This is a genomic window from Xanthomonas chitinilytica, assembly GCF_026107455.2.
Lineage (GTDB): Bacteria > Pseudomonadota > Gammaproteobacteria > Xanthomonadales > Xanthomonadaceae > Stenotrophomonas > Stenotrophomonas chitinilytica.
Genome location: NZ_JAPCHY010000003.1, coordinates 159,678 through 186,177, shown reverse-complemented (window position 1 = coordinate 186,177; position 26,500 = coordinate 159,678). Strand labels below are relative to the sequence as shown.

The 26,500-nt window shown below is 68.2% G+C and carries 19 protein-coding genes and 1 riboswitch; of the genes, 13 read left to right on the top strand and 6 right to left on the bottom strand.

The features are described from left to right. Nucleotides 1–427: 427 nt before the first annotated feature. The 5 genes from OK345_RS04735 to thiC form a co-directional block, all read right to left on the bottom strand. Entirely contained in the window at nucleotides 428–3,265 is a 2,838-nt protein-coding gene (locus OK345_RS04735) for a TonB-dependent receptor (RefSeq protein ID WP_265126775.1), read from the bottom strand. Between the two features lie 51 nt (nucleotides 3,266–3,316). Continuing rightward, nucleotides 3,317–4,213, bottom strand: coding sequence for an AraC family transcriptional regulator (locus OK345_RS04730; RefSeq protein WP_265126774.1), 897 nt, complete (start codon nucleotides 4,211–4,213; stop codon nucleotides 3,317–3,319). Nucleotides 4,214–4,328: 115 nt separating this feature from the next. Beyond that, nucleotides 4,329–6,665, bottom strand: coding sequence for a winged helix-turn-helix domain-containing protein (locus tag OK345_RS04725; protein WP_265126952.1), 2,337 nt, complete (start codon nucleotides 6,663–6,665; stop codon nucleotides 4,329–4,331). Between the two features lie 671 nt (nucleotides 6,666–7,336). Next, nucleotides 7,337–7,921 (bottom strand): DUF4136 domain-containing protein, encoded by a 585-nt coding sequence (locus OK345_RS04720; protein WP_265126773.1) that lies wholly within the window; start codon nucleotides 7,919–7,921, stop codon nucleotides 7,337–7,339. A 217-nt stretch (nucleotides 7,922–8,138) separates the two neighbouring features. Next, nucleotides 8,139–10,016, bottom strand: a complete 1,878-nt coding sequence (gene thiC / locus OK345_RS04715) for a phosphomethylpyrimidine synthase ThiC (protein ID WP_265126772.1) — start codon at nucleotides 10,014–10,016, stop codon at nucleotides 8,139–8,141. A gap of 166 nt (nucleotides 10,017–10,182) precedes the next feature. Then, a riboswitch (TPP riboswitch) is annotated at nucleotides 10,183–10,284 on the bottom strand. 227 nt (nucleotides 10,285–10,511) lie between these two features. On the opposite strand from thiC, the gene OK345_RS04710 reads away from it, so the two are divergent. Continuing rightward, a complete protein-coding gene (locus OK345_RS04710) occupies nucleotides 10,512–12,089 on the top strand; it encodes a BCCT family transporter (protein ID WP_265126771.1) in 1,578 nt (525 codons plus the stop codon). A gap of 21 nt (nucleotides 12,090–12,110) precedes the next feature. On the opposite strand, the gene ggt is transcribed toward OK345_RS04710, so the two are convergent. After that, nucleotides 12,111–13,829 carry a gamma-glutamyltransferase gene (gene ggt, locus OK345_RS04705; protein ID WP_265126770.1) on the bottom strand — a complete coding sequence of 573 codons (1,719 nt, stop codon included), beginning with the start codon at nucleotides 13,827–13,829 and terminating at the stop codon, nucleotides 12,111–12,113. 168 nt (nucleotides 13,830–13,997) lie between these two features. Between ggt and OK345_RS04700 the strand changes: the two genes are divergently transcribed. The 12 genes from OK345_RS04700 to OK345_RS04645 are packed head-to-tail and all read left to right on the top strand — an operon-like array spanning nucleotide 13,998 to nucleotide 26,496. Continuing rightward, nucleotides 13,998–14,822 (top strand): type II secretion system protein, encoded by an 825-nt coding sequence (locus OK345_RS04700; RefSeq protein ID WP_265126769.1) that lies wholly within the window; start codon nucleotides 13,998–14,000, stop codon nucleotides 14,820–14,822. Between the two features lie 7 nt (nucleotides 14,823–14,829). Continuing rightward, complete coding sequence (locus OK345_RS04695; RefSeq protein WP_265126768.1) at nucleotides 14,830–15,369, top strand: hypothetical protein; 540 nt, start codon at nucleotides 14,830–14,832, stop codon at nucleotides 15,367–15,369. Then, nucleotides 15,366–16,772 (top strand): hypothetical protein, encoded by a 1,407-nt coding sequence (locus tag OK345_RS04690; RefSeq protein WP_265126767.1) that lies wholly within the window; start codon nucleotides 15,366–15,368, stop codon nucleotides 16,770–16,772. The genes OK345_RS04695 and OK345_RS04690 overlap by 4 nt, the downstream gene beginning before the upstream one ends. Continuing rightward, nucleotides 16,769–17,287 carry a hypothetical protein gene (locus OK345_RS04685; RefSeq protein ID WP_265126766.1) on the top strand — a complete coding sequence of 173 codons (519 nt, stop codon included), beginning with the start codon at nucleotides 16,769–16,771 and terminating at the stop codon, nucleotides 17,285–17,287. Before OK345_RS04690 ends, OK345_RS04685 begins: the two co-directional genes overlap by 4 nt. Continuing rightward, nucleotides 17,284–17,904, top strand: a complete 621-nt coding sequence (locus OK345_RS04680; RefSeq protein WP_265126765.1) for a hypothetical protein — start codon at nucleotides 17,284–17,286, stop codon at nucleotides 17,902–17,904. Before OK345_RS04685 ends, OK345_RS04680 begins: the two co-directional genes overlap by 4 nt. A gap of 1 nt (nucleotide 17,905) precedes the next feature. After that, the gene (locus tag OK345_RS04675; RefSeq protein WP_265126764.1) at nucleotides 17,906–18,688 is read left to right on the top strand and encodes a prepilin-type N-terminal cleavage/methylation domain-containing protein; all 783 of its coding nucleotides are present in this window, start codon (nucleotides 17,906–17,908) and stop codon (nucleotides 18,686–18,688) included. 57 nt (nucleotides 18,689–18,745) lie between these two features. Continuing rightward, complete coding sequence (gene mshL / locus OK345_RS04670; protein ID WP_265126763.1) at nucleotides 18,746–20,464, top strand: pilus (MSHA type) biogenesis protein MshL; 1,719 nt, start codon at nucleotides 18,746–18,748, stop codon at nucleotides 20,462–20,464. Further along, a complete protein-coding gene (locus OK345_RS04665; protein WP_265126762.1) occupies nucleotides 20,461–21,381 on the top strand; it encodes a tetratricopeptide repeat protein in 921 nt (306 codons plus the stop codon). The genes mshL and OK345_RS04665 overlap by 4 nt, the downstream gene beginning before the upstream one ends. Continuing rightward, on the top strand, nucleotides 21,378–22,808 hold the full coding sequence (locus OK345_RS04660) for an ExeA family protein (protein WP_265126761.1): 1,431 nt from the start codon (nucleotides 21,378–21,380) through the stop codon (nucleotides 22,806–22,808). Before OK345_RS04665 ends, OK345_RS04660 begins: the two co-directional genes overlap by 4 nt. Further along, on the top strand, nucleotides 22,795–24,501 hold the full coding sequence (locus OK345_RS04655) for a GspE/PulE family protein (RefSeq protein ID WP_265126760.1): 1,707 nt from the start codon (nucleotides 22,795–22,797) through the stop codon (nucleotides 24,499–24,501). Before OK345_RS04660 ends, OK345_RS04655 begins: the two co-directional genes overlap by 14 nt. After that, complete coding sequence (locus OK345_RS04650) at nucleotides 24,498–25,754, top strand: type II secretion system F family protein (RefSeq protein WP_265126759.1); 1,257 nt, start codon at nucleotides 24,498–24,500, stop codon at nucleotides 25,752–25,754. Before OK345_RS04655 ends, OK345_RS04650 begins: the two co-directional genes overlap by 4 nt. A gap of 10 nt (nucleotides 25,755–25,764) precedes the next feature. Beyond that, on the top strand, nucleotides 25,765–26,496 hold the full coding sequence (locus tag OK345_RS04645; protein ID WP_265126758.1) for a type II secretion system protein: 732 nt from the start codon (nucleotides 25,765–25,767) through the stop codon (nucleotides 26,494–26,496). Nucleotides 26,497–26,500: the final 4 nt, after the last annotated feature.

Here is a 26,500-nt window from a genome sequence, read left to right as displayed (position 1 = left end):
GCGCGCCTGGTCGGAACTACAGGATTACACCTTCCCGGGTTCGGGCCTGACAGCCGGTCCGAGACGGGGGCGCGTACGCCTTGTCGTGCGTGCGATCCATGCCTCCCTGCCGATGGCACCCCCGGTTGCAGTGCCAGTCGCCGGCTGCGGATGTCGCCGCGGCCACCTCGGCCATTCCCCCGGATGCTCCGCTCATCCGCAGTTCCTGCTTGATCGGCACATTCCAGGCCCATCGCCAATGGATGGCCCGGTCGATGAGCGACTGCCGAAATATGTTCGAGACTGCAGCGAGCGGCGGCAAACATGGTTTGCGTTCCAGACCTGGCCGACGGGACGCCCGCCACCGCATTCTTCCAGGCACCACGCAAACAAGAAGGGCGGGCCTTGCGGCCCGCCCTTCCGGTTACATCACTTCACGCTTCGATGATCAGAAGCGCTGGGTGTACTTCATGTAGAGGAAGCGACCGATGTCGAAACCGCCGTAGTAGGCGTAATCGCTGTTCGGTGCCGAGTACTGCAGCGAAGCACGGTGGTTGAACACGTTGTTCGCACCGATGGCAATGGTGGCATCCCACGGCGCCTTCCAGTTGACCTGCAGGTCATGGAAGGTGTTCGAACCGGTCGTGCGCAGCGGATCGGTCTCGCCATTGGCGATGTGATCCGGTTTGTCGCACCAGAACTGATCCAGATCGATGCAGCTTTCCTTCATGCCGGAGTAGTAACGCGCGGTGTAGTTCACACCGAAGTCACCCAGCTCCCAGTTCACGCCCACGTTCGAACGGACGCGGAAGATACCCGGGGAACCCACGTTGCCGATGATGATGCTCTCGCCGGCAGCGTTCTCGCCCACTTCATCGTACTTGGCGGTATAGCTGGTCTGCCAATCGATGCTGAACTGGCCGATGGACAGTTCCGGCAGACGGTACCTGATACCCAGATCGTAGCCTTCGGTCTCCATCTGGCCCAGGTTGGCCAGACCGTAGAACAGCTGGCTGATATGGCCGTCGGCGGCACGCACGATACCTTCGCAACGGCTGGAATTGCCCAGCACGTAGCAGTCGCGCAGGATGCGGTCGACGCTGTCGGAGATGATCATGTTCTTGATCTGGTAGTTGTACCAGTCAAGCGAGATGTCCAGGCCTTCCACCCAGCGCGGGCTCCACACCAGACCGGCGGTCTTGCTCTTGGAGGTTTCCGGCAGCAAGTTCGGGTTCGAGCCGGAGATGAACTGATCCGGCGTCTGGCACGGCCACGCCGAGCAGGGTTCCAGACCCTGGCCCAGCTGCAGGTAATCGGCAGGCACGCCCGCGGCGGTGCAGGCCGGATTGCCGGCGACGCTGCCAGCGACGCCCACGCTGCACGGATCCACGTACTTCTCGAACGAGGAGCCGATACCGCCGTAGAGGTTGTCGATCGACGGTGCGCGGAAGCCCTCGGCATAGGTGCCGCGGACCAGCAGCTCCTCCACCGGACGCCAGGTAATGCCGAACTTGCCGTTGGTGGTGTCACCGAAGTTGCTGTAGTCCGAGTAACGGCCGGCAATGTTGACGGTCAGTTCCTTGGCGAAAGCGACATCGGCCAGCACCGGGATGTTCAACTCCAGGTACAGCTCATCCAGGTCGTACTTGCCGTTGGTGGTGGTCGAAGCCAGACCGGTGTACTCACCCGATTGCGCGAACGCATCCGGAACGAAGCGGCCTTCTTCTTCGCGGTGCTCCACACCAATGGCGAAGCCAAGCTCACCCGCCGGCAGGGTCACGATCGAACCCGACAGGTCGGCGTTGAAGCTGGTGGTCTTGGTGGTACCCGTCGAGGTGTAGTACGGGAACAGGAACGCAGCGGTATCCGGGTCGGCCAGCGACCCCGGGCCATCCACGCCATACGGCAGCAGCGGATTCCACGGACGGCAAGCGGTCAGGTCGACCGGGTCGGCTGCAGTACCGCACTGAGCGACGCCATCGGCGTTGATGAACGACGGACCGAGCGCCTGGCGCGCGGCGATCAGGCTCATGTCGCCGTGGTTGGTCTTGGTGACTTCGTTGCGGTTCCAGAGGGCGCCGACGTTCCAGTCGAAGGTCTTGCCGGCGAACTCGAAGTAGCCGCTCAGGCTGGGAGCGAAGCGCAAGGTCTTCAGCTTGCTCTCGGTGGTGCGCGGCACATCCCACAGGCGACGGCGGAAATCGACTTCCTCACCGATCGGGTTGAACGCACTGTCAGCCGACAGCGGCGTTTCGAAGGAACCCGACTGGTACGGATAACCGGCGATCTGCTGGTTGGTGGTGCGCTCGTTGTACAGCAGGTCGGCATTGAAGGTCACCGAATCGGTGACATCGTAGTTGCCGTTGATATAGACCGACTTACGCTCGATGCCGGTCTGCAGCATCATCTGCTGGTTGGAATTGGCGTACTCGTCGGTGGTGATCGGGTGGTAATCGGCGACATTGGTCGGATCCCCACCCTTGTTCAGGGTGCACCACGCATCGGCGCCGCCCGGACCGCAAGGGCCGAACCACGAACCGTTCTGGCTGACCGGGCTCCAGCTGTCGCTGGTGCTGTTCGGGCCCAGGCCGCCATCCTTCGAGTACCAGCGGTCCTTCGCCCACACCGGATCCTGCTTCGAGTATTCGGCAGACAGGGTCACGCCACCACGCTCGCCTTCGGCACCCAGGGTGAACGAATACTGCGTGGTGTCGCCGTCGCCTTCGCCGTACTGGCCGACGTAGACGCTGGCTTCAGCACCGTCGAAGCGCTTGCGGGTGATCACGTTGACCACACCGGCAATGGCGTCCGAACCGTAGATGGCCGAAGCGCCGTCCTTCAGGATCTCGATGCGCTCGATCGCCGCCATCGGGATCTGGCTCAGGTCCTGGTAGCCGCCCGTGGTGGCGCCCAGACGCTTACCGTTCATCAGCACCAGGGTGCGGGTGGCGCCCAGATTGCGGATGTCGATGTAGTAGCCACCCACGTTCTCGCCCGAAGCCAGGGCTTCGGAACGGGAGATCGCCGGCGAGCCGGCCGAGGTCAGGTTCTGCAACACGTCGGCGACGCTGGTGAAGCCCTGCTTTTCCAGGTTCTCACGGCTCAGCGTGAGGATCGGCTGCTGGGTTTCCATGTTGGCGCCGCGGATACGCGAGCCGGTGACCTCGATACGGTCCAGATCGGTGGTGCCGCCTGCTTCCTGCGCCGACGCAAATGCCGGCGTCAACGCGATCGCGATGCCGGCGGGCAGAAGGCCCAGCCGCACTGCGGGAGTACGAAATTTCATCAATCTCTCCAGTTACGTTAGTGGCGTGTTAAACGCCTCTGAACGTTACGTTCACACTGAAGCGATGGGTTTGCGCGACACGCCCGGAGACTTTGCCGAATCTGGCGGAAGGTTCACGGCCGACTCGCGGTAGCGCGTGGCCGAAGTACCGAAACGGGCGCGAAACGCCCGCGCGAAGCTGCAGCAGTTGTCGAATCCGCTGGCGGCGGCGACCTCGCCGATCATCATGTCGGTATCGCGCAGCAGCAGCGCGGCGCGCTCCAGCCGCAGCCGCGCCGACAGCGACTGCGGGCTTTCCTCGTACAGGCTCTGGAAGGTCTTGGACAGGTACCAGCTGGAGAAGTTGGTCAGTTCCGCCAGTTCGCCGATGCGCACCACGCGGTGGCTGTTGCCTTCCAGGTACAGGCGCGCACGCTGCATGCGCCCGAATACCTGGCGCTTGCGGCTGCGCGATCGCCCCGGGCAGCGCTGCACGCCATCGGACAGCTCGCGCTGCAGCGAGGCCAGGTGCAGCAGTACCGGGCGCAGCCGCTGCATGGCCTGGCTGTCGTCCAACGCTTCGCGCCACAACCGCAACGCCACCCGCGCTTCGCCACGCGACATGCGGCCGTGGCCGGCATACAGACCGCAGTCGGCCAGCTGGCCGAGCGCACGCAGCGCCTGCGCATCCAGGCTCAGGCCGATGCACAGGCCGTCGCGACCCGCCTGCACCAGCGGCCTCGATTCCTTCTCGAAGGCGATCCATTCGCGCTGGCGCAGCCGGAACTTGCCCTCCTTGGCCTCGACCCAGGCGCTTCCGCGCAACTGCATCCACACCGTGAACGTGGTTCCCGGCGTTTGCAGGCTGCCCAGCCGCGCCACGCCCAGGCAGGCAGGAAGCAGACCTTCCTCGCCTGGCTTGTCGAGAGACACCGACTGGCCGCGATCGGCCCAGGACAACTGACGCATTGCATACACCATCGTTTTGCCATGAGTGGCCGATGGTTTTGCCAAATCGGGCAGCAGCGGTCAGGACGTCTTCACGAGAAAGCCACGAATTCGCACCGAGGCCGCAACGAAGGAATCACGAAGGGTCTTTTTCCAGCAATGGCAACAACTTGGAGATGCCGAACAGCTGTTTCGGGGAGACCGACGGCAGCTCCATCACCGCGATATCGGTGCCATCGGCCACCGCCAATGCGGCATACAGGGCGCTGCCATCCGGCGCTGCGCTGAAACCGTTGCTGGAACTGAGCCGATCCTCATCCAGGCAACGCCCGGACATCGCGTTGCCGATAAGGCTGAATACGCTGGCGCAGTCCGTCTGCGTGGATAGATAGCCCACCTCGCCCCCCGGCATCACTGTCCAGGTCCGGTAGCGCCAGCGCGACGGCACCTGCGGATCCAGCGACCGGACACTGTTCTCCGCCAGCGAGGGATCGGCCGCCCACAGGCCGCCGCCGGACAGCCGGGTGAACAGTACCCGCTCGCCGGTGGCGTCGTAACGCGCCTGCGAAACCCCCTCGATCGCCGCCAGCTCGCGCCACGGTGTCGCGCCGCGGTCGAACAGCACCAGCCGCGTACGCTCGTCTTCATCGCGCTCGATCACCAGCAGGTGGTTGTCGTCGGCTCCATACAGCACCTGCAACGGCTGTCGCGACGGCACCGGCAGGCGCGTGGCCTGGCCACTTTCGGGCGTGATCTCATGGATCGATGCCTCCCCATGCTCGTCGCGCCCCACCACCAGCAAGTGGCTGCTGTCCGCCGACCAGGCCGGCGCCTGCCGGGCCTCCGGCCGTATTCCTTCGATCGGGCGCACCGACTCCGGTTGTTCCAGATCCACCCACCATAGCGAGAAGGTGCCCGAACGGTCGGAAGTAAAGACCAGCTGCCGTCCATCGGGGGCCACCATTGGTTGACCGTCGCGACCGGAAGACGCCAGCAACCGGGTCGCCTGCGGCGGTTGCGACGCATCCGCCAGCGCGATCCGGTACAGACCGAACTGCGGGCGCCGATGCACGAAGGCCAGCAGATTGTGCGAACGCGAGACCGCCGGCATCTGTGCATCGTCCACCCCCAGGTCGCGCAGCGTCCTGGTCTCGACATCCAGTCGATACAAGCGCGATTCGCTGTCGATACGGCGGCCGAAGACGATGCCGCGACTGTCCGGCTGCCAAGCCCAACCACGGATCTCCGCCGCGTCGTTGGTCAGCGCTTCGGCCTCGCCGCCCTCGGCCGGCATCCACCACAGATCGCCCAGCTGCGGATTGCGCACGAACGCGATCCGGCGGCCATCGGGCGAATAGCGCGGCGCGTAGTCGAAATCGTCGGCGCCCACCGCGTAGCGCAGCGGCTCCCAACGCCCCGTGGCGATGTCCAGCCGGCGGATGCCGCGGTTGGCGTAGACCCCGGTCATCGAACCGAACACCAGGCCGTGCCCGTCCGGGGTCCAGTCGAAGCTGAGCATGTCGGTGCCATCGCAGCGTGTGGCGCGCCGCAGTGAACCGCCGGTGGCACTGGCGATCAGCACCTCGCATGTTCCTTCCGGGCCGAAGCGGGCGAACGCGATCTCGCGTCCGTCCGGCGACCATGCCGGGAACCGGTCGGAATGACCATCCGGCGGCGTTGCCAACCGGCGTGCCGGTGCGGTGCCGGTGGTCTGGAACTTGATAACGCTGCCTTCGCGGCCCGGTACTTCGGCGGCATAGGCCACCTGCGAACCGTCCGGCGACACCGTCGGGTAGACCTCGAAACCGGCGGTGGCGGTCACCAGCCGGTAGGGGCGCTCCGGACTGCTGATCACCCGTACACCTTCGTCGATGGCTGCCTCGGCGGCCGAGAGTGGTGCGCGCTGCAACAGCAGCAGCGCCATCACCAGCGTGCTGCATACCAGCACCGCACCGATGGCGATCAACACGTAGCGGCGCACCCTGCGCCGGATCGACGACATCCGCGCCGCTGATGCTTCCGGCGCAGGCATATCCACAACCGTCGATTCCGCGATGATGGGATCGGGTGTTTTCCCGGCCTCGACAGCAGCCTCGCCGTCGCCTCCGCTGCCGTCCCGCAGCCAAGTCACCGGCGCCAGCAGGCGATAACCGGTCTTGGCGATCGTCTCGATATAGACGGTACCGCCATCGCCGTCCGCCGTTGCGAACGCCTTGCGCAGCTGGGTGACGGCCTGTGTCAGCACATCGTTGGTGGGCAGCGTATCCGGCCACACTTCGGCGAACAGCTCATCGCGCGTCAGCACCCGCCCCGGCGTGCGGATCAACGCGATCAGCACACCCAGCGCCTTGGGCGTGAGTCGGCGCGGACGCCGCGCGCCAGGTACATGGACCTCGCGCGCCGACAGCACCACCATGCATTCGCCGATCTGTACCCGGTCGGATGTCGGCTGTTCTGTTTCGATACTGGTCATTCCATCTGGAACATGAACGCTGGAGCGCAAAAAAAACCGGTGCCGTTTCGCCACGACCCGCCCCGAGGACGAGCCGCCACAATCCGCAAAAGGCATCAGCGCAAAAGGCAAAAAATTCGAAGCGCGCGAATACTAGCCTATGACCTGTTAACTGCGCCCCCGCGTGGACGACATCAGGCTCTCTCTCGCCGACGAATTCACATAAACTGCGACAAGATTCGCGCCTTCGGGCGCGATTTTTTTATCTGGCATTCAGCTTTTCGACGACTTGCCAGCGTCATCGCGCTCCACCACGCACCGGACGCCGCCATGCACATCGCACCTGCAGGCCGCTCCAGCCGGGCTTCACGCCCGTCCGCAGTCGTGATGGAACCCGTCTTCCGGCACGTGCGCAGACAGCAAGCTGAAGCTTGGATAAAGCGCCCTATGCGAATGCCGGTTCGAGATCTCCCGATGCCCACCGGGAAACGCGCACGCGGCAGTCCATGCCCCGCGCGTGATGAAAGCACCTACGCCACGGACAACCTGGAACACACCGGCAAACCCGGAACAGGCGTCCGGCCCGGCTGCAGGCAGCTGCGGTCGGCAGCTACCCGGGCGTCATGTCGCCGCAACCTTCCGCCCAGACTTCACCAATAGCCCGGAAAGCAGCGCTGTCCGGCAGACATCATTCACGGACCGCCGGTGCCGGCACGATAGGGGAAGCGGGAGAAGATGCCGGCCACCGCCTCGTCGATCTTCTGGTCCCGGCGCTGCGGATCGAGGCGCCCCACGGTTCCCACCGCGATGCCTTCCCATACCAGCTGCCTTTTGCTCACGTCGACCAGGTCCACGTTGAGCGTCCCTTCGGTGTACTTCCGCACGTCGGTGCGGTCGCGCCAGTACGGCACGGCGACGTAGGAACGCGCCCGGTAGCTGTAGTAGTAGCCGTAGTCCACTTCCGGCATGGAAGTGACGCTGGTCTTCTCCTGCAGATAGGCATTGATGTTGACCCACAGGTCGGGATCGGCCTCGTCGAACACGTAGCCGCGCGCCTCCATCTGCGCCGTCACCGCCGCCCGGATGCGATTGCTGGTGATGGTGCTGTAGCCGTGCTGTTCGATGGCCAACGGGTCATAGAAGGCGAAACTGCGGTAGCGCTGGAAGTCGGCGCTCGGGTCCGCTTCGGCACTGATGCGTGGCCCGGTGGCGCAGGCTGCCGGCAGGCAGACCAGGATCAGCAGGAACAGCCGGAAAACGACCTTGGCAGGCGACATGACGGATCTCCGCGGCAGTTGACGGCAGCACGCTAGCACGCGCCTGCATGCCGCCGCGTCAAACCAGGGGGAACAAGGAGTCCATCGCCCATCCGCGGAAGGAACGTCTGCCGGACCTGCCCGAAAAGCTCGCGACTGGTGGCCCTATGGCCACCAGTCGCGATCGGGGGAGAGGCCGGGAGAACACCCACCCCGGCCAGCGGACCGCCCGCGGGATTCACTCCTGCCGGTAGACCTCGGCTCCCTGCCGCCGGAACTGCTCGGACTTTTCCGCCATGCCCGCCGCCAATGCCGCGGTCTCGTCCACGCCGTGCTCGGCGGCATAGTCGCGCACGTCCTGGGTGATCTTCATCGAGCAGAAATGCGGGCCGCACATCGAACAGAAGTGGGCCAACTTGTGCGCATCCTTGGGCAGGGTCTCGTCGTGGAATTCCTTGGCCTTCTCCGGGTCCAGGCCGAGATGGAACTGGTCCTCCCAGCGGAACTCGAAGCGCGCCTTGCTCAATGCGTTGTCGCGCACCTGCGCGCCCGGGTGGCCCTTGGCCAGGTCGGCCGCATGCGCGGCGATCTTGTAGGCCATGATGCCGTCGCGCACGTCCTCGCGGTTGGGCAGACCCAGGTGTTCTTTCGGCGTGACGTAGCAGAGCATCGCGGTGCCGTACCAGCCGATCATCGCCGCGCCGATCGCGCTGGTGATGTGGTCGTAGCCCGGCGCGATGTCGGTGGTCAGCGGCCCCAGCGTGTAGAACGGCGCCTCGCCGCACTCGCGCAGCTGCTTGTCCATGTTCTCCTTGATCAGCTGCATCGGCACGTGGCCGGGGCCTTCGATCATGGTCTGCACGTCGTGCTTCCAGGCGACCTTCGTCAGCTCACCCAGGGTTTCCAGTTCGCCGAACTGGGCGGCATCGTTGGCGTCGGCGATGCAACCCGGGCGCAGGCCATCGCCGAGCGAGAAGGCCACGTCGTAGGCCTTCATGATCTCGCAGATGTCCTCGAAGTGGGTGTAGAGGAAGTTCTCCCTGTGGTGCGCCAGGCACCATTTGGCGAGGATGCTGCCGCCGCGCGAGACGATGCCGGTGACGCGCCTGGCGGTCAGCGGCACGTAGCGCAGCAGCACGCCGGCGTGGATGGTGAAGTAGTCCACGCCCTGCTCGGCCTGCTCGACCAGGGTGTCGCGGAAGATCTCCCAGGTCAGTTCCTCGGCGCGGCCGTCGACCTTCTCCAGCGCCTGGTAGATCGGCACGGTGCCGATCGGCACCGGCGAGTTGCGGACGATCCACTCGCGCGTCTCGTGGATGTGCTTGCCGGTGGACAGGTCCATCACCGTGTCGCCGCCCCAGCGGATCGCCCACACCAGTTTTTCCACTTCCTCGGCGATGCCAGAGGACACCGCGCTGTTGCCGATGTTGGCGTTGATCTTGGTCAGGAAGTTGCGGCCGATGATCATCGGCTCGCTCTCGGGGTGGTTGATGTTGTTGGGCAGGATGGCGCGGCCACGGGCGATCTCGTCGCGCACGAATTCCGGGGTGATGACCCTCTGGATGCTGGCGCCGAAGTTCTCGCCCGGATGCTGGCTCGACAGCAGGGCATCGCGCACCGCGTCCAGCCGCTGGTTCTCGCGGATCGCCACGTACTCCATCTCCGGGGTGACGATGCCGCGACGCGCATAGTGCATCTGGGTGACGTTGGCGCCGGCCTTGGCCACGCGCGGCAGCGTGCGGGCCGGGAAGCGCACCGCATCCAGCCGCGGATCGGTCTGGCGGCCGCGGCCGAATTCGGAGCTGAGCTGCGGCAGCAGTTCGGTGTCGCCGCGCTCGGCGATCCAGCCGGCGCGCAGCGGCGCCAGGCCGGCGCGCAGGTCGATGTGCGCGTCCGGATCGGTGTACGGGCCGGACGGATCGTAGACGGTGATCGGCGGATTCTCTTCGCCGCCGAACAGGGTCGGCGTCCGCGACTGCGCGATCTCGCGCATGGCCACGCGCAGGTCGGGCCGCGAACCCTCGACGAAGATCTTGCGCGAGCCGGGAATGGGCCGGGTCACGGATTCGGAAAGCTGTTCGGTCTGTTGCTGCAGCGTGGAAGGCACGGCATTCATGGCATTCGTCCTGTGGTTGCAATGGGATCCCCGAAGCGGGTGTCCCGGCTTGCGAGGCTCCCCACGCACGGCGGCGCGTTGGACGGCCGGACGGCGGAAGGTGTCTCGCGACGCGGACGAAGCGGCGGCGCACGATGCACGGCTTCCCGGCGCTGCCGGTGAATGCCGCTGAATCTGCGAAGCTTCCCTACGCCGGTATCAACCGGATCAGGTTCGAAGGGTCTGTCTCAACCGTGGCCATGCGACCGCGGTACCCCCGCTTCGGGCGGCATTAGACCACAAAGGCGCGGGCTCGCCCATGCGTCGCGGCGGGCCACGCATAACGGAACCATGACGCCCCGTTCAGTAAAATTCCCAAGCTTCGTGCGGTCCCGACCGCCCTACCCCGCCGGTCGCACCGGCATCGCTGCCCCAGCCATCGCCTTCGCGCCGCTGGCGGCCGTTTGCAAGCCCAGGCTCGCTCCCCTCATCCCCCTTGATCGGAGAAGCTCCTCCATGGTGTTTCGTGTTTCCATCGCGCTGGTCGCCGTACTGGTGCTGATCGCCGGCTTCGCCCCCGGCCCCTTCAACAACGTGATCCAGACGGTGCTGGCCGAGGTCGTCCGCGGCGCCGGCTGGATGTACCTGCTGGTCGTCTTCCTCGCCCTCGCCTTCCTGCTGTACCTGGCCTTCGGCCGCTTCGCCGGCCTGCGCATCGGCGGCGAGGACGCCGAGCCGGACTTCTCCCGCGCCAGCTGGATGTCGATGCTGTTCGCCGCCGGCATGGGCATCGGCCTGGTGTTCTGGGGCGCGGCCGAGCCGGTCTCCCACTACGTCAAGCCGCCGGAAGGGCTGGCGCCGCAGAGCATGGAGGCGGCCCGCGCCTCGATGCGCTACGCGTTCTTCCACTGGGGCCTGCACCCGTGGGCGATCTACGCGCTGATCGGCCTGGCGATGGCCTGGTTCCAGTTCAACCGCAACGGCCGCGGCCTGGTCAGCGACATGCTGCAGCCGGTGATCGGCCGCCACCATCGCGGCGTCATCGGCCAGGCGGTCAACATCGCCGCGGTGGTGGCCACCGCCATCGGCGTGGCCACCACGCTGGGCTTCGGCACGACCCAGATCGCCGCCGGCCTGCAGCGCGTGTTCGGCATCACCGCCAGCGTGCCGGTGCAGATGACCATCATCGCCATCGCCTTCGTGCTGTACATGGCCTCGACCACCAGCGGCGTGCACCGCGGCATCAAGTGGCTGTCCAACTTCAACCTGGCACTGGCCGCGCTGCTGCTGGCGGCGGTGCTGGTGCTCGGCCCCACCGGCTTCATCTTCGATACCTTCACCACCACGCTCGGCTCCTACCTCAACCAGCTGGTGACGATGAGCCTGCGCATGTCGCCGTTCTCCGGCAGCACCTGGGTCGCCGACTGGACCATCTTCTACTGGGCGTGGTGGATCGCCTGGGCGCCGTTCGTCGGCGCGTTCATCGCCCGCATCTCGCGCGGCCGCAGCGTGCGCGAGTTCGTCGTCGGCGTGGTGCTGGCGCCGACCCTGCTGGGCTTCTTCTGGTTCTCGGTGTTCGGCGGCACCGCACTGTGGTCGCAGCTGTTCGGTCACGTCGATCTGGTGCAGGCGCTGGGCAACGGCTACGAAACCGTGCTGTTCACCCTGTTCGACAGCCTGCCGGCGCCGCTGCTGCTGTCCGGCATCGCGCTGTTGCTGCTGATGATCTTCTTCGTCACCTCGGCCGACTCGGCGGTGCTGGTGTTGGCCAGCATGTCCACCGACGAGGCCGGCGATCCGCCGCTGGCGCGCAAGCTGGTCTGGGGCATGGCGATCGCGCTGATCGCCGCGGCGCTGCTGCTGGCCGGCGGGCTGGATGCGCTGCAGGGCATGATCACCATCGCCGCGCTGCCGTTCGCGTTGCTGATGGCGCTGGTGATGGTCTCGCTGTACCGGGTGCTGGACCAGGAATACAACCGCCAGCGCCGCCAGGCGCAGCGTGCGCGGCACATGATCGAGGCCTGGATCGAACGCGAGACGGCGGCGCAGGAACAGACCCGCGCCGAAGCGGCACGGGCACTGGACCGCGACTGATGGGCGATGCGGGTGGCCGGCTCAGTAGCCGGCGGCCTGCCCGTCCTTGCGGCTTTCCGAGGCGCCGTAGTACACGCCGGTCTGCGGGTCGCGCATGATCGCCTGGTAGCCGCCGTACGGGCCGTCGGCGAACACCACGCGGTGGCCCTTGCGCATCAGCGCGCGCACCGTCTCGTACGGGAAGCCGGTTTCCAGATTCACCTCGCCGCCGTCGCGCATGGCGGTGGCCTGCCCGGTCGGCTCGGTCGAGCCCTCGTGCTGGATGCGCGGCGCATCGCCGGCCTCCTGCAGGTTCATGCCGAAATCGATCAGGTTCATCACGATCTGCGCATGGCCCTGCGGCTGCATCGCCCCGCCCATCACGCCGAAGCTGATCCACGGCTGTCCGTCCTTGCTGACGAAGGCCGGGATGATGGTCTGGAACGGCCGCTTGCCCGGCGCGTAGCCGTTGGGATGGCCCTTCTGCAGCACGAACATCTCGCCGCGGTCCTGCAGGATGAAGCCCAGTCCCGGCGGCGCCATGCCGCTGCCCATGCCGCGGTAGTTGGACTGGATCAGCGACACCATCATGCCGTCGGCGTCGGCCACCGTCAGGTAGATGGTGTCGCCCTCCTCCAGCTGCCTGGGCGTGCCCGGCTGCACTTCCTTCAAGGCCTTGTCCATCGAGATCAGCGCGCGCCGCTCGGCGGCGTATTCCTTCGACACCAGCTTCGCCACCGGCGCCGGCTGGAACGCCGGGTCGGCGTAGAAACGCGCGCGATCGGCGAAGGCCAGCTTCTTGGCCTCGACGAACAGGTGCACGTGCTCGGGCGAGCCGAACGGGATCTTCGAGAAGTCGTAGCCTTCGAGCACGTTGAGGATCTGCAGCGCGGCGATGCCCTGGCTGTTGGGCGGAAGCTCCCACACGTCGTAGCCGCGGTAGTTGCTGCTCACCGGCTCGACCCACTCGCCTTCGTGGGCGGCCATGTCCTCGTAGCCCAGGAAGCCGCCGTTGGCCTTGAAATAGTCGCCGATGGTGCGGGCGATCTCGCCCTTGTAGAAGGCGTCGCGGCCGCCGTCGGCGATCTTCTGCAGGGTGTCGGCCAGGTTCGGGTTCTTCCACAGCTCGCCCTTGCGCGGCGCGCGCCCGTCGATGGTGAACTGTTCCTTGAAGCCCGGGTACGGCGACAGCCGCGGCACCGAGCGGTCCCAGTAGTAGGCGATCACTTCGTGCACGGGATGGCCTTCGCGCGCGTAGCGGATGGTCGGCGCCAGGTTCTCGGCCATCGGCTTGCGGCCGAAGCGCTCGTGCAATGCGAACCAGCCGTCGACCGCGCCGGGCACCGACACCGGCAGCGGGCCATGGGCGGGGATCTCCTTCAGCCCGCGGCGCTGGAACTCGGCCAGCGTCAGCGATTTCGGCGACCGCCCCGAACCGTTGTAACCGTAGAGCTTGCTGGTCTTCGGGTCCCAGACGATGGCGAACAGGTCGCCGCCGATGCCGTTGCCGGTCGGCTCCATCAGCCCGAGCGCGGCATTGGCGGCGATCGCCGCATCCACGGCCGAACCGCCGGACTTCATCGTATCCAACGCGATCTGCGTGGCCAACGGGTGCGAGGTGGCGGCCATCGCGTGCGGCGCGATCACCTCCGAACGGGTGGCGAAGCCGTGGCCGGTGATGCGGTCGGCGGCGGGGGCAGCGGCGCAGAACAGCGCGAGCAACGGCAAGGCAAGCAGGCAGGTACGTCGGATCGGGGACATGGCGATGGGCTGCGGCCGGAGGAAACCCCAACGATACCGATGCCGGGGCGAAGAACACCAGCGCGCTCTTACGGGCCTCTTACGTTGGCGGGGTATTGATGTCGATGCAATCCGTCCGCCCGGTCTCCGCGACCGGCGCGCGCCCGTTCATCCACAGGGGTTTCACTCATGCGAGCACCATCCAATCGCCGGCAAGGCGGCTTCACGCTGGTCGAAATGGCCGTCGTCCTGGTCATCATCGGCGTCATCCTGGGCGCGGTGATGATCGGCCGCGACGTCCAGCGCAACGCCGAATACACCCGCATCAAGCAGAAGTTCGTCGACCAGTGGGTGGTCGCCTACAACAGTTTCCATCAGCGTTACGGCGCACCCATCGGCGACAACCAGTCCGCTCCGCAGCTGATGGTGAATGGTGCCCACTACACCACCGGCTTCTCCGGCGGCGACATGAGCAATGCCCAGGAGCCCAGCCTGATCTGCTCCGGTGCGGACCCGCTGCCCACCACCAGCGGCCTCAACCGCACCAAGGAAGGCGACGCCGCGTTCGACCTGCGCGACTTGGTGCGCCGCGCCGGCATCACCCTGCCGCCCGGTCGCGGCGAGGGCAAGGAAGACCGCTACGCCTACCTGGACACCAACGGCAATCCGCAGGAAATCCGCATCTGCTTCAGCTGGAACAAGCCCGGCAGCCTGCACGGGTCGGGCAACTCGATGATCATCACCGGCCTCACCCCCGACCTGGCCCGCGCCCTGGACCAGATGATCGACGGCAAGGCCGATGCCGCCAACGGCGCGTTCCGCCAGTACGGCATCCAGACCCGTCCCGCCACCGGCGCCGGCGGGGCAACCACGGCGGCCAGCATCGGCAACGAATGGGGCGGCAACAACACCGGTTCGGTGGCATCCAACGTCGCGGACGGACAGACCTTCGGCACCGCCACCGACGACGACCAAGTGATGACGGTGGTCGCCAACTACAAGATGAACCAGTAAGCCGATGATGCCCTCCGTCCTGCTTGCGCGGCTGCGCCAATCGCGGCGCACCTCGCTGCTGCTGTTCGCCGTCACCCTGGCCACGCTGGTGGTGGCGGCGATCTGGTTCGTCAACGCGCGCTCTGCCCTGGCCGATGCCTACCAGCGGCTGGGCGACCGCAACCAGTCGCTGTCGGAAATGCGGGTGCGCGAGCAGGAGACGAAGCTGCGCGTGGATCATGCCGAGGGGGCGCGCCAGCTGCTGGCCGAAGCCCGTTCCCACGGGCTGTCGCCGGAGGCCTGGGGCGAGCGCCTGATCAACCTGCGGCAGAGCCAGATGAGCCGCGAGGATGCCCTGCCGCTGCTCGCCACCGTGCAGCGCGCCCACGACCGCATGTTCGGTGCCGAGGCGTTCGAACTGTCCGTCTCCCATCCCGAGGAAGGCCTGTTCGACCCGCCGGACAGCGTCGACCGGAAGGCCGCGCCGCTGACGCTGACGTTGCGCGGCAGCCTGCTGTTCCAGACCGCCGGCGATGCCGCCACCTACCAGGGAACCAGCGCACCATGAGCCTGCTCCACGTCATCCAGCAACAGGGGCAGTGGCTGGTGTTCGACGGCCGGACCGTGTCGCGCAGCCCCGGCCGACCGCGGCTGTCGCGTGCGGCGATGGTGGTCAGCGACTTCGAGAACGCGGTCAGCAACGTCATCTCGCTCGAAGGCAGCCCCGCGCACGCCGTGGCGCTGATCGAAAGACGCCTGCGCTCGGACGGCCTGATCGACAGCGAAAGCAAGATCCTGATCCACAAGACGCGCAGCGTCGGCGCCGGCTACCAGACCCTGTTCACCGCGGTTCCGCTGGACGTGTGGCAGCAGACCTATGCCTGGGCCGAGGCGCAGCCGGACCATTGCCTGCTGATCCCGTTCACCTCGCTGCTGTGGAAGTCGCTCAGGCCCGGCGTCGGCATGGTGCTGCAGTCCGGCCGCCAGATCAGCGTGCTGGCCATGCTCAAGCACGACATGGTGTACCGCACCGCACTGGCCTACAGCGACGATCCCGGCGATCTGGCGATGACCGCCGGTGCGCTCGCCGAGCGGTTCGCCGAGGACCTGGGCAATGCCGAGGACAACCTGGAGCCGCTGTCGATGCAGTGGTGCCCGGTGCTGGTTCCGCGCCCGGCCGAGGGCGAGCCATGGACCGACGACGTCCTGCGCGAGATCTTCTCCGCACGCAGCGGCCTGCCGGTCGCCAGCGTCCCGCTGCGACAGGTCGTGGACGAGGACGGCAACGAGTACCGCAGCGGCATCGGCTGGATCCAGTCGATGGCCGGTGCCCCGATCGCGGTCAACCCGCTGGCCAGCCGCATCGCCTGGATCGCCGAATGGGCGCTGCCCATCGCCAGCGCGGCCTCGCTGGTATTCGCGATCACGCTGGGTGCGCTGGGCACGCGCTGGGCGCTGGGCGCCAGCGAAGCCAATGCCCGCTCGGCGCAACTGGGCGAGGAGATCGCCGCGATCGAGCAGCGCATCGACGCGCTGCGGACGCGGGAGGCGATGCCCGAGAACTTCGCCGCCACGCAGGCCTTCATCGAACGCGCCGCGCGGCTGCAGGCCGGCGTCGATCCCAGCGCCAGCCTGGCGCTGGTGCGCGACGCCGCCGCCGGCCAGGTGCGGGTGCTGCGCGTACGCCTCGAGGAACCAGCGCCCGCCAACCCGGTTCCGGGCATGCCGCCGCCACAGCCGCAACCGGCGGGGAACGGCGGTTACACCCTGCGCGTCGATGGCGTGGCCGATTCCTACCGCGGTACGCCCGGGATGCAGGTGCCGACCTTCGTCGAACGCCTGCGTCGGGCCGGGTTCGACCCGCAGCCGATCGATCCACAGGCCGGCGGGGCCAACACCCGTTCGGCCGGCGGGTTCTTCTCCTACCTGCTCAAGAGCCCGGCAGCGCAGCCGTTGGAGGCCCGCCCATGAAGATGAAATTCACCGCGGCCATCGCCCTGGCCGTCTGGTTGGCGGTCACCGGCTGGCTGGCGACGATGGTCATCGTCAAGCCTGCGGTGCTGCACCTGGGTATCGATGCCGACGAAACCGCGGCGATGGTCGAACTGCGCGCCGCCATCGAACGCAACCGGCAGATGCAGCAGCGGATCGCACAGCTGCGCCAGACCGGTTTCTCCGACGACGGACGGCCGCTGCTGGCGCTTTCCCCGCGGCCGGCTGCCGCCGGTGCCGGCTCGCTTCCGGCCCACGTCGGCGGCAGCGCCGGCGAGCCGGTGGCGCATTCCGTCTCGGTGGTGCTGGAAGCCAACGGCCGCCGCAGCGCCATCATCGATGGCCGCCACGTCCGCACCGGCACACGGCTGACCGACGGCTCGCGCGTGGGCGCCATCGGTGCCGACTGGGTGCGCATCGAGAGTCCGGATGGCGAGCGCGTCGTCCACCCGGTGCCTTCGCCGTACCAGTCGGCCGCCGGAGCAGTGCAATGAAGCCCGGATACAGATCCCTGCTGTGGGCCGCGGCCGTCATCGCCGTCGGCATCCTGGTGCTCATGGCCGTGCGCAGCGTCGGCAACGACGACGCCGGCGCCGTTGCGCCCCAGACACTTTCCACCGCTGCTGCCGTCGCCGCCGCCGCCGAAGATCCGGCAGCGGCCGCTCCCCACGCCGCTGCCGAAACGCCGCCGTGGATGCAGCACGACGCCGCGCCGGCGGCGACCGGCACGGCGCTGGCGCAAGCCGTTGCCGGCGGGGCGCCGCCGCCGGCAGCCATGATCGAGGTGGGCAAGTCGATCGCCGATATCCGCCAGCAGTCACAGCACAACATCCGGATGGCGGACGACCTGCTGCTGCAGCTCGATGCGCTGGAAAAATCGGGCAAGGCGCCTCCGGAAATGCGGATAGACGCCCTGCGCAACAACCTGGTCGTCGCCAAGCGCGCGCAGCTGCTGGCACGCGAACTGGCCGAATCCACCCAGCTGCCGGACAGCCCGCAGCGCCACCAGCGCCATGCCGAGATCGTCAACGAACTGCAGCAGCTGCAGGGCCAGCTGCGCTACGACGTGACGGTTGCCCCGCCCGCCGCGGCAGCGGGACGGGCGCAATGACATGCGTGGCCGGTCGTTTCCCCCATCACCGATCAAGCCAGGCGCCGATGCCGGCTTCTCGCTGGTCGAGCTGGCGGTGGTCGTCGCCGTGCTCGGCATGCTCGCCGTGACCGCGGTTTCCGCATTCGACAACATCGGCCAGGCGCGCCAGCACAACGCCGCCCGCGCCCATGCCGAATCCGCCCGCCAGGCGTTGCGTACGTTCGCGCTGCGCAACAAGCGCCTGCCCTGCCCGGACAGCTCGTCCCAGGGCGATGCCGGCCGCGAGGCCGGGGGGGGCGTCTGCGGCGGTGGCCTGAATACCGGTTGGCTGCCCTACGAGAGCCTGGGGCTGGACATGCCGGTGCGCGCCCAGCGGCTGCGCTACGGCGTCTACCGTGGCGCCGGCGGCACCGACCTGGCCGCACCGCTGCCGGAGGCGGTCGATCTTCCCGACCTGGAAGGGATCGGCGGCTTCACCGCTGCGCTGTCCCGCATCGCCACGGCCGCGCCATCCACCGGCCAGCCCCACTACCTGCCCGGCGGCACCCCCGACTGCACCGGCGCAACCAGCGGCGCGGCCCCGCTCAACCCCGCGTTCGTGCTGGTCGCGCCGGTCACCGGTCGCGACGACGACGCGACCATCGCCGCCGGCTTCGACGGCAGCGCCCACCGCGCCTTCGCCGCCGGCACCGGCACCTGCGTCGCCCCGCCCGACTACCCGGGCGATGCGCGCTACGACGACGTGGTCGTGGCCGAAAGCCCCACCACCCTGCTCGGCTGGCTGATGACGGTGACCCGCTAGCGCCATGCCGTCCTTCTTCCCAGCCATTCCATCGCACCTTCCCAAGGCACCGAACCGATGAACTCCAACGCCACCACCGCCCGCCCGCGTCCACACCGCTTCGCGGTTCGAGCGCTCGTCAGCGCGATGGGCGTGCTCACGCTCTCGGCCTGCAGCAACATGCCGCCGCGCAGCGCGCAGGAACTCCCCCCGACCGAATACAAGGCGCTCGAACGCAGCGGCGCGGCCATCGTCGAGGAATCGAGCAAGCTCTCCGCGCAGCAGGACCGCCTGCGCGAGCAGATCGAACGTTCGCTGGAACGCGAGGCCGAGACCGCCCCGCTGGCTCCGGCCTACGACCCGCTGGAGAACACCGTGGTCAGCATCAGCATGTTCAATGCCGATGTCGGCCAACTGCTGTGGGCGCTGGCCGACGAGCTGAAGATGAACCTGATCGTCGACCCGCGGGTGCTGGAACAGCGCCAGCGCACCAGCCTGCACCTGCGCAACGTCAGCGCCCGCGAGGTCTACAACCACATCCTCGACGCCTTCGACCTGCACGGCGAGACGCGCGGCGGCGCGCTGGTGGTCGGGCAGATGCGCGAGCGCATCTTCAACGTGGACCTGCTCAACTCCAGCACCTCCTTCGACCTGTCCACCGGCGGCGACGTGTTCGGCGCGGGCATGCAGAGCGCCGGCGGCGGCGGCCAGTCGCTGCGCGGCACCCTGACCATGAGCGGCAGCGTCGGCAAGGACAACGACCCGTACAAGCAGCTCGATGCCGCGCTGAAGGTGATCCTGGGCGCCGAGCAGAATGCCGCCGCGGCCGCACGCGGCCCCGACGACCCGCCGCCGCCCGAGCAGGGCCGCTACAGCCTGGACCCGAGCTCCGGCACCCTGTTCGTGCGCGCCCGGCCGTCGCAGATCCGCGCGGTGGAAGAACTCATCGGCCACACCACCCAGAAGATGCGCCGCCAGGTGCTGGTGGAAGCGCAGATCCTGGACGTCTCGCTCAACGACGACTTCCAGTACGGCGTGGACTGGAACCTGCTGCGCAACCGCGTGGCCGGCATCTACGGCGACAACCCGGCCACCATCCTGCCCGAGGCCGACAGCGTGCTGCCCTATGGCCGCTACGGCCGCTTCGGCGACCAGGGCCGCAACATCGTGTTCCCCAACCAGACCCTGGGCTCGGCCGTCGGCCGCGGCCTGGGCCTGAGCTACCTGTCCGACACCTTTTCGGCCGCGCTCAACGCGCTGCGCACCTTCGGCAACGTCAAGGTGCTGTCCAACCCCAGCGTGCGCGTGCGCAACGGCAGCCCGGCCTATCTCAGCGTCGGCTCCAACATCCGCTATGTCACCAAGTCGACCAGCAATTTCTCCAACACCGGCGGCGGCACCGCCTACAACCAGTCCACCGACATCCAGACCGATTCGCTGTTCTCCGGCGTGGTCATCGGCGTGGCCCCCATCGTGCACGAGAACGGCTCGGTGGAACTGCTGGTGCATCCGATGCAGACCGAGGTGGAGCCGGGCAGCCTGACGCTGCGCGAGTTCCCCAACGGCAATGCGGTCACCCTGCCGATCATCAACGTCAAGGGCATCACCACCACGCTCAACCTGCGCGACGGCGACACCGTGCTGCTCGGCGGCCTGATCGACCAGAAGGCCAGCCTCAGCGACAGCGGCATTCCCGGCCTGTCCGACGTCCCGGCCTTCGGCAAGCTGTTCGGCTCGCGCGGCAAGCAGCAGAACACCCGCGAACTGGTGCTGGTACTGCGGGTGAAGGTGATATGAGCCTGATCTACGACGCGCTGCGCGAACAGGCCGGACCGGCGATGCCCGGCCGCCTGCCGGCGCGCGCGTCCTGGTGGTCGCGGCGGTGCGCCCGCGGGCGCACCGCCGTGCTGCTGGCCGCCGCCGCTTTGCTGGCGGTCGCCGTCCTGCTGCTGGTTGCTTCCCGTTTCCCGCGTGCGGCCGCCCCGGATACCGTCGTCGTCCAGCCTTCGGCCGTCGATGCCGGATCCGCGGCTACGGCCGATGCCCCCGCCGAGCCTCCCGTCGCCGCATCCATGAGCGGGCAGGCCGCACCGCCGCCAGCCATCGCCACCACCGATGCGGCGACCGCCCAAGCCGTACCGGCGCAACCGCAACCGGCCTCGCCTCCCGCTGCCGCAACCGCGCTCGCCGCCACGGACATTGCCGCGGCACCGGAGCGTCCCGCCACCGCTCCACCGCCCGTGGCGGCAGCTGCCGTGGCCGAAGCCGCTCCGCAGCCCATCAAGATCACGGTCGAGCGGCGCACCGGCGCCGGCCACGACCGCGCAAGGCCGGCTGCCGCGGCCGACGACGGCACGGTGGAAAGAACCATCGGCAGCGTCGAAGCGGCGATGGCGGGCAACGACCTCGAGGCCGCACGGCAGGCGCTGGCACGGCTGGACGCGCAGCTCCCCGCGGAAAGCCTCACCCTGCTGCGGATGCATGCCTGGGTCGCGCACGGCAGCAACGACACCGCCACCGCCGAAAAGCTCTACCGGCAGATCGTCGAACGCGTGCCCGACGACATGAACGCCGGCGTCAACATCGCGCTGCTGGATGCGCGCCGCGGCGATCTCGACCAGGCCCGCCACCGGCTGGTGCGGCTGTCCGGCCGCTATCCGCGCGCGCCGCAGGTCAGCCGCGCGCTGGCCGAACTGGATGCCCAGCAGCAATGAATCCGGCCCTCGCCCGCCACCTGCAGATCCTGGGACTGGAGCGCGCGCCGTTCCCGCCCACGCCCGACGCGGCGGCCTGGTTCCAGACCACGCGGCTGGAAGGCGACCTGGTCGAAGCCGCGCACTGCCTGCGCACCCGCGCCGGCTTCGTGCTGCTGACCGGCGAGGTCGGCACCGGCAAGAGCACCTTCCTGCGCCGCCTGCTGCTGGCGCTGGAAGGCGAGGGCGTGGTCACCTCGATGGTGTTCAACACCTTCCTGCAGGGCGCGGACCTGCTGGCCGCGGTGCTGCGCGATTTCGGCCTCGAGCCGCAGGGAAACCCGGCTGCCGACATCGAGCAGCTCAACCGCTTCCTGGTGCGGCGCTGGCGCGAGCAGACCACCTGCGTGCTGATGATCGACGACGCCCAGAACCTGGACATCGAAAGCCTGGAGCTGCTGCGCCTGCTGACCAACCTGGAAACCGGCCAGGAGAAGCTGCTGCAGATCGTGCTGGCCGGGCAACCGGAACTGCGCGAGAACCTGGACCAGCAGCGCATCCGCCAGCTGACCAGCCGCATCTGCAAGCACGTGCAGCTCGACGTGCTGGACAGCGACGACGTCCACCGCTACGTCGGCTTCCGCCTAGCCGCGGCCGGCAACCCCAGCCCCGGCATCACCCTGCGCGCCGACGCCGCGCAGGCCCTGCACCGCGCCAGCGGCGGCAATCCGCGTCGCATCCACCTGATCATGGACCGCTGCCTGTACGGCCTGTACGGGCGCGCCGCCGACGCCCGCGCGATCGATCCGGCGCTGGTCCGCACCGCCGCTGCCGAAGCCGGTGCGCAGCCACGACCGCGCCCGCGACTGCCGCTGGCACTGGCCGCATCGCTGGCCGGCGTGCTGGCCATGTCCTCGCTCGCCCTGGTCGTGCGCGGCACCGACTCGCGTGCCGACGATCGCGTCGCCACGCCACCCACCGCCGCAGCCGCAGCCGCCGCCGCAACGGACGACGCCAACCGGCAATGGAGCCGCTGCCTGCAGCGCCTGGCCGGTCAACCGCTGCAGGTGCAGCCGATAAGCGGATCGCTGCTCGCGCGCCTGCCCTCGCGCGAAGGCCTGTGCCTGCGCCGCCAGGGCGACGGCTGGCTGGCTGGCTGGCGCGCCGGCCTGCGCGCGGAAGACTTCCTGGCCGGACACAGCGATCGCGGGCGCCTGCAGGCGGTGCAGGCGCTGCTGCTCGACCACGACCTCTACGACGGCGCACTGGACGGCCTGTACGGCCCGCGCATGCACGCGGCACTGCAACGCCTGCAGGAGCGCAACGGCCTGCCGGCCAGCGGCCGGCCCGATCCCGCCACCCTGCTCCTGCTCGACACCCTGCTGGCCGCGCGCTCCGGTGCCGGCCGCCCCACTGCCCCGGAAACGCAACACCATGGCCACGGTTGACCCCATCCCCACCCGCTCCGCTCCCCAGACCGCCGCACAGAAGGACGGTTCGCGCCTCGGCGAGCGGCTGCTGGAACGCGGCCTGATCGATGCCACCCAGCTGCAGTACGCATTGCAGAAGAACGAGGTGGAGAAACAGCGCCTGGGCCGCATCCTGATCCGGCATGGCCTGGCCAACGAGTCGGACATCGTGCAGGTGCTGGCCGAGATGAACGGCATCGACTACGTGCAGGTCGACACCCTGCCGCATGCCGAATCGCAGGTACTGGCGATGTTCAACCGCGAACTGTGCCAGCTGCGCCAGTTCCTGCCGCTGCGCCGCGTCGGCGACGCCCTGGAAGTGCTGCTCGGCGATGCCGATCCGCCGGCGGTGGAACAGCTGGTGCTGCAGCGCTGCGGCCTGCGCTGCCGCTTCCTGCAGGGCGAGTACGGCAAGGTGGCGCGGCTGATCCGCCACACCTACTACTTCGCGCAGAACCCGGTCGAAAGCCTGCTCGAACGCGAGATCAAGCGGCTGTCGGTGGACAACGACCACGCCTACAGCCCCGAGAAGCTGCTCGACTACCTGCTGCACTACGCGGTGCGCGAGCGCACCACCGACATCCACCTGTCGCCCTCGGACGATAGCCTGCACGTGCTGTTCCGCGTCGACGGCGTGCTGCGGCCGATGTTCGCCATGCCCACCACGCTCAACCGCCTGCTGGGCTACATCAAGCTGGCCGCGGAGATGGACATCTCCGAACAGCGCCGGCCGCAGGACGGCAGCTTCCGCGCCACGGTGCTGGATTCGGCGCTGACCGTGCGCGTGTCGACCATCATCACCGACGCTGGCGAGCGCACGGTGATGCGCCTGCTGCCCGAGCACAGCGACCTGGACGGGCTGAAGGAGCTGGGCTTCTTCGACGAGGACGTGGCTGCGCTGGAGCGCCTGTTCGCGCGCCCCGCAGGGCTGATCCTGATCACCGGTCCCACCGGTTCGGGCAAGAGCTCCTCGCTGCACGCCGCGCTGCGCATGCAGTCGCTGATCGAACGCAACGTGCTCACGGTGGAGGACCCGATCGAGTACCGCGTGCCCGGCGCCGGCCAGACCGAGGTCAACCGCCGCGCCGGCTACGAGTTCGGCTCGGCCCTGCGCCATTTCCTGCGCCACGATCCTGACGTGATCCTGCTGGGCGAAATGCGCGATGCCGAGACCGCGCAGGCGGCGCTGGAAGCGGCCGCCACCGGCCACCTGGTGCTGTCCACCCTGCACGTGACCAGCGTGTTCGGCGTGGTACCGCGGCTGCGCCCGCTGGGCGTGGAGGCGCAGGTCATCGCCGACAACCTGCTGGCCGTTGTCAACCAGCGCCTGGTCCGCCAGAACTGTCCCTTCTGCGTGCAGGAAGCGCCCTTCAGCGAGCGCGAGCTGGCATGGCTGGACCTGCCCGCCGGCAGCTGCGGCAAGCGCGGCAGCGGCTGCGACCGTTGCCGCGGCAGCGGTTTCCACGGCCGCCTGCCGGTCTACGACATCATGGTGGTGGACGAAGCGCTGGCCAACGGCATCGCCGACGACGTCGGCCGCGAGGCGCTGCGCAACCTGGCCATGAGCGCCGGCTTCCGCGGCATCGAGGACGTGGCCAGGGCGCGGGTCATCGCCGGCCAGACCACCAGCGAGGAGATCATGCGCGTGGCCGGCGTGGGGCCGGCGCCATGAACGTCTACTACTACCGTCTGCTGCTCTCCAGCGGCCGCGTGCGCGCCGGCATCACCCAGCTGTCGGTCGAGCACGACTCCTCGGCGCGGATGTGGCTGGAGAAGAACTTCGATGCGGTGGTGCTGACGCTGTACCGCTTTCCCGGCTGGCTGGCCGAGACCCAGCGCTCCATCAGCCACCTGGTCAAGCCCAGCATACGTTCGGTGGAACTGGCGGGCATGCTGCGCGACCTGGCGGTGATGACCTCCAGCGGCATTCCGATCATGGAGGCGCTGCGCGCGGTGGCCAACGAGGTCGGCGGCGGGCGCACCTCGAACCCGGCCAAGCTGGCCCGGCGCATGCTGGAGGAACTGGATGCCGGCGCCTCGCTCAGCGACGCGTTCTCGCGCTACCCCGACGCGTTCCCCGAGACGGTGCGCAACCTGGTGATGATCGGCGACGAGACCGGCACCATGGACAAGATGCTGATGGAGGCGGCCGACCACATCGAGCGCATCGCCAAGATGACCGCCGACACCCGCCAGGCGCTGATCTACCCGGCCTTCGTGTTCTCGGCGATCTTCGCCGCCGGCGGTTTCTGGATCTACTACGTGATCCCGAACCTGGCCGACCTGTTCAAGCAGATGAACGCCAAGCTGCCGCCGCTGACCATCGCGGTGATGAAGGGCTCCGAATGGCTGATCGGCCACATCGGCTTGATCCTCGGCGCGATGCTGCTGCTGGCCTTCGTGCTGTGGGTGAGCTGGCGCTACAGCCGCGCGTTCCGGCGCATGACCCACTACGCCCTGCACAGGCTGCCGATCGCCCGGACCATCATGTACTCCTCGGGACTGGCGTTCTTCACCGAGTACATGTCGCTGCTGATCCGCGCCGGCGTGGACATGGTCAGCAGCCTGCAGGTCATGGAACAGGCCATGCGCGACGAGTACTACCGCGACCGCATCATCGCCATCCGCCAGGTGCTCGAGCGCGGCGACCGCGTGTCCTCGGCCATGCGCCAGGTCGGCGGCTTCCCGTCGATGATGGTGCGCATGATCGGCGTCGGCGAGGAAACCGGCACGCTCGACTCGCAGTTCGCGCGCCTGTCGGCCGAGTACAGCCTGCGCCTGCAGCGGCTGATCACCAACCTGTCCGAAATCATCAAGCCGGTCGTGGTGCTGCTGGCCGGCGGCATGTTCGTGTTCCTGATCGTGGCGCTGCTGCTGCCCGTGTACGACCTGGTCAAGCAGGCCATCGCCTCCCCGCAGTTCTGAGGACTCCGCAATGCCCCGCCCTTCCCGCTCCCTACCCGCCCCCGCGCCCGGTTTCACCATCGTCGAGATGTCGGTGGTGCTGGTGGTGATCGCGCTGATCATCGGCGCGGTCAGCATCGGCCGCGACGTGTACCGCAGCGCCGAGGCCGAGCGCATCGGCAGCGAGTTCGTGCAGGGCTGGATGATCGCCTACGACCGCTACGCGCAGCAGAGCGGGCTCGTACCCAACGACGACCCGGCCAACCCCAGCGGCCGGATCAACGGCCGCAGCGACCGCAACGGCCGCGAGCTGTGCGACGGCACCGGCGACCCGGCGCTGCGCAGGGCCATGCTCGAGCGCGGCGTGTCCCTGCCGCAGGGGCGCGCGGAGGGCATGGAATCCTTCTACGTCTACCGCGACAGCCAGGGCAATCCGCAGCAGCTGCAGGTCTGTTTCGATACCGTGCTCGACTGGGCGGAGCCGGAAGCCGGCAGCGGTTACCGCGGCCGCGTGCGCAACGTGATGGTGCTCAAGGGCCTGACCCCGGAGCTGGCCAACCAGCTCGACGCGCGCATCGACGGCCGCATCGACGCCCGCTTCGGCCGCATGCGCGAACAGGGCCGCCACAACCAGACCGCCGCCATCGGCAACCCGCCGCCGGCGAATCCGTGGAGCCGTGACGACACCCAGGACTTCACCGGCGGCAACCGGCCCGATGCCCAGGTCGCCGTCATGACCGGCTATGTCCGGATGAACCAGTGAACCA

Bases quoted from the DNA above. Each gene is read 5' to 3' on its own strand.
- OK345_RS04665 (WP_265126762.1), top strand. From the start codon at position 20,461: ATGAGCCTGATCTACGACGCGCTGCGCGAACAGGCCGGACCGGCGATG.
- OK345_RS04675 (WP_265126764.1), top strand. From the start codon at position 17,906: ATGCGTGGCCGGTCGTTTCCCCCATCACCGATCAAGCCAGGCGCCGAT.
- OK345_RS04680 (WP_265126765.1), top strand. From the start codon at position 17,284: ATGAAGCCCGGATACAGATCCCTGCTGTGGGCCGCGGCCGTCATCGCC.
- OK345_RS04735 (WP_265126775.1), bottom strand. From the start codon at position 3,265: ATGAAATTTCGTACTCCCGCAGTGCGGCTGGGCCTTCTGCCCGCCGGC.
- OK345_RS04695 (WP_265126768.1), top strand. From the start codon at position 14,830: ATGCCCTCCGTCCTGCTTGCGCGGCTGCGCCAATCGCGGCGCACCTCG.
- OK345_RS04690 (WP_265126767.1), top strand. From the start codon at position 15,366: ATGAGCCTGCTCCACGTCATCCAGCAACAGGGGCAGTGGCTGGTGTTC.
- OK345_RS04660 (WP_265126761.1), top strand. From the start codon at position 21,378: ATGAATCCGGCCCTCGCCCGCCACCTGCAGATCCTGGGACTGGAGCGC.
- OK345_RS04710 (WP_265126771.1), top strand. From the start codon at position 10,512: ATGGTGTTTCGTGTTTCCATCGCGCTGGTCGCCGTACTGGTGCTGATC.
- OK345_RS04650 (WP_265126759.1), top strand. From the start codon at position 24,498: ATGAACGTCTACTACTACCGTCTGCTGCTCTCCAGCGGCCGCGTGCGC.
- OK345_RS04725 (WP_265126952.1), bottom strand. From the start codon at position 6,665: ATGACCAGTATCGAAACAGAACAGCCGACATCCGACCGGGTACAGATC.
- ggt (WP_265126770.1), bottom strand. From the start codon at position 13,829: ATGTCCCCGATCCGACGTACCTGCCTGCTTGCCTTGCCGTTGCTCGCG.
- OK345_RS04720 (WP_265126773.1), bottom strand. From the start codon at position 7,921: ATGTCGCCTGCCAAGGTCGTTTTCCGGCTGTTCCTGCTGATCCTGGTC.
- OK345_RS04730 (WP_265126774.1), bottom strand. From the start codon at position 4,213: ATGCGTCAGTTGTCCTGGGCCGATCGCGGCCAGTCGGTGTCTCTCGAC.
- OK345_RS04645 (WP_265126758.1), top strand. From the start codon at position 25,765: ATGCCCCGCCCTTCCCGCTCCCTACCCGCCCCCGCGCCCGGTTTCACC.
- thiC (WP_265126772.1), bottom strand. From the start codon at position 10,016: ATGAATGCCGTGCCTTCCACGCTGCAGCAACAGACCGAACAGCTTTCC.
- OK345_RS04700 (WP_265126769.1), top strand. From the start codon at position 13,998: ATGCGAGCACCATCCAATCGCCGGCAAGGCGGCTTCACGCTGGTCGAA.
- mshL (WP_265126763.1), top strand. From the start codon at position 18,746: ATGAACTCCAACGCCACCACCGCCCGCCCGCGTCCACACCGCTTCGCG.
- OK345_RS04655 (WP_265126760.1), top strand. From the start codon at position 22,795: ATGGCCACGGTTGACCCCATCCCCACCCGCTCCGCTCCCCAGACCGCC.
- OK345_RS04685 (WP_265126766.1), top strand. From the start codon at position 16,769: ATGAAGATGAAATTCACCGCGGCCATCGCCCTGGCCGTCTGGTTGGCG.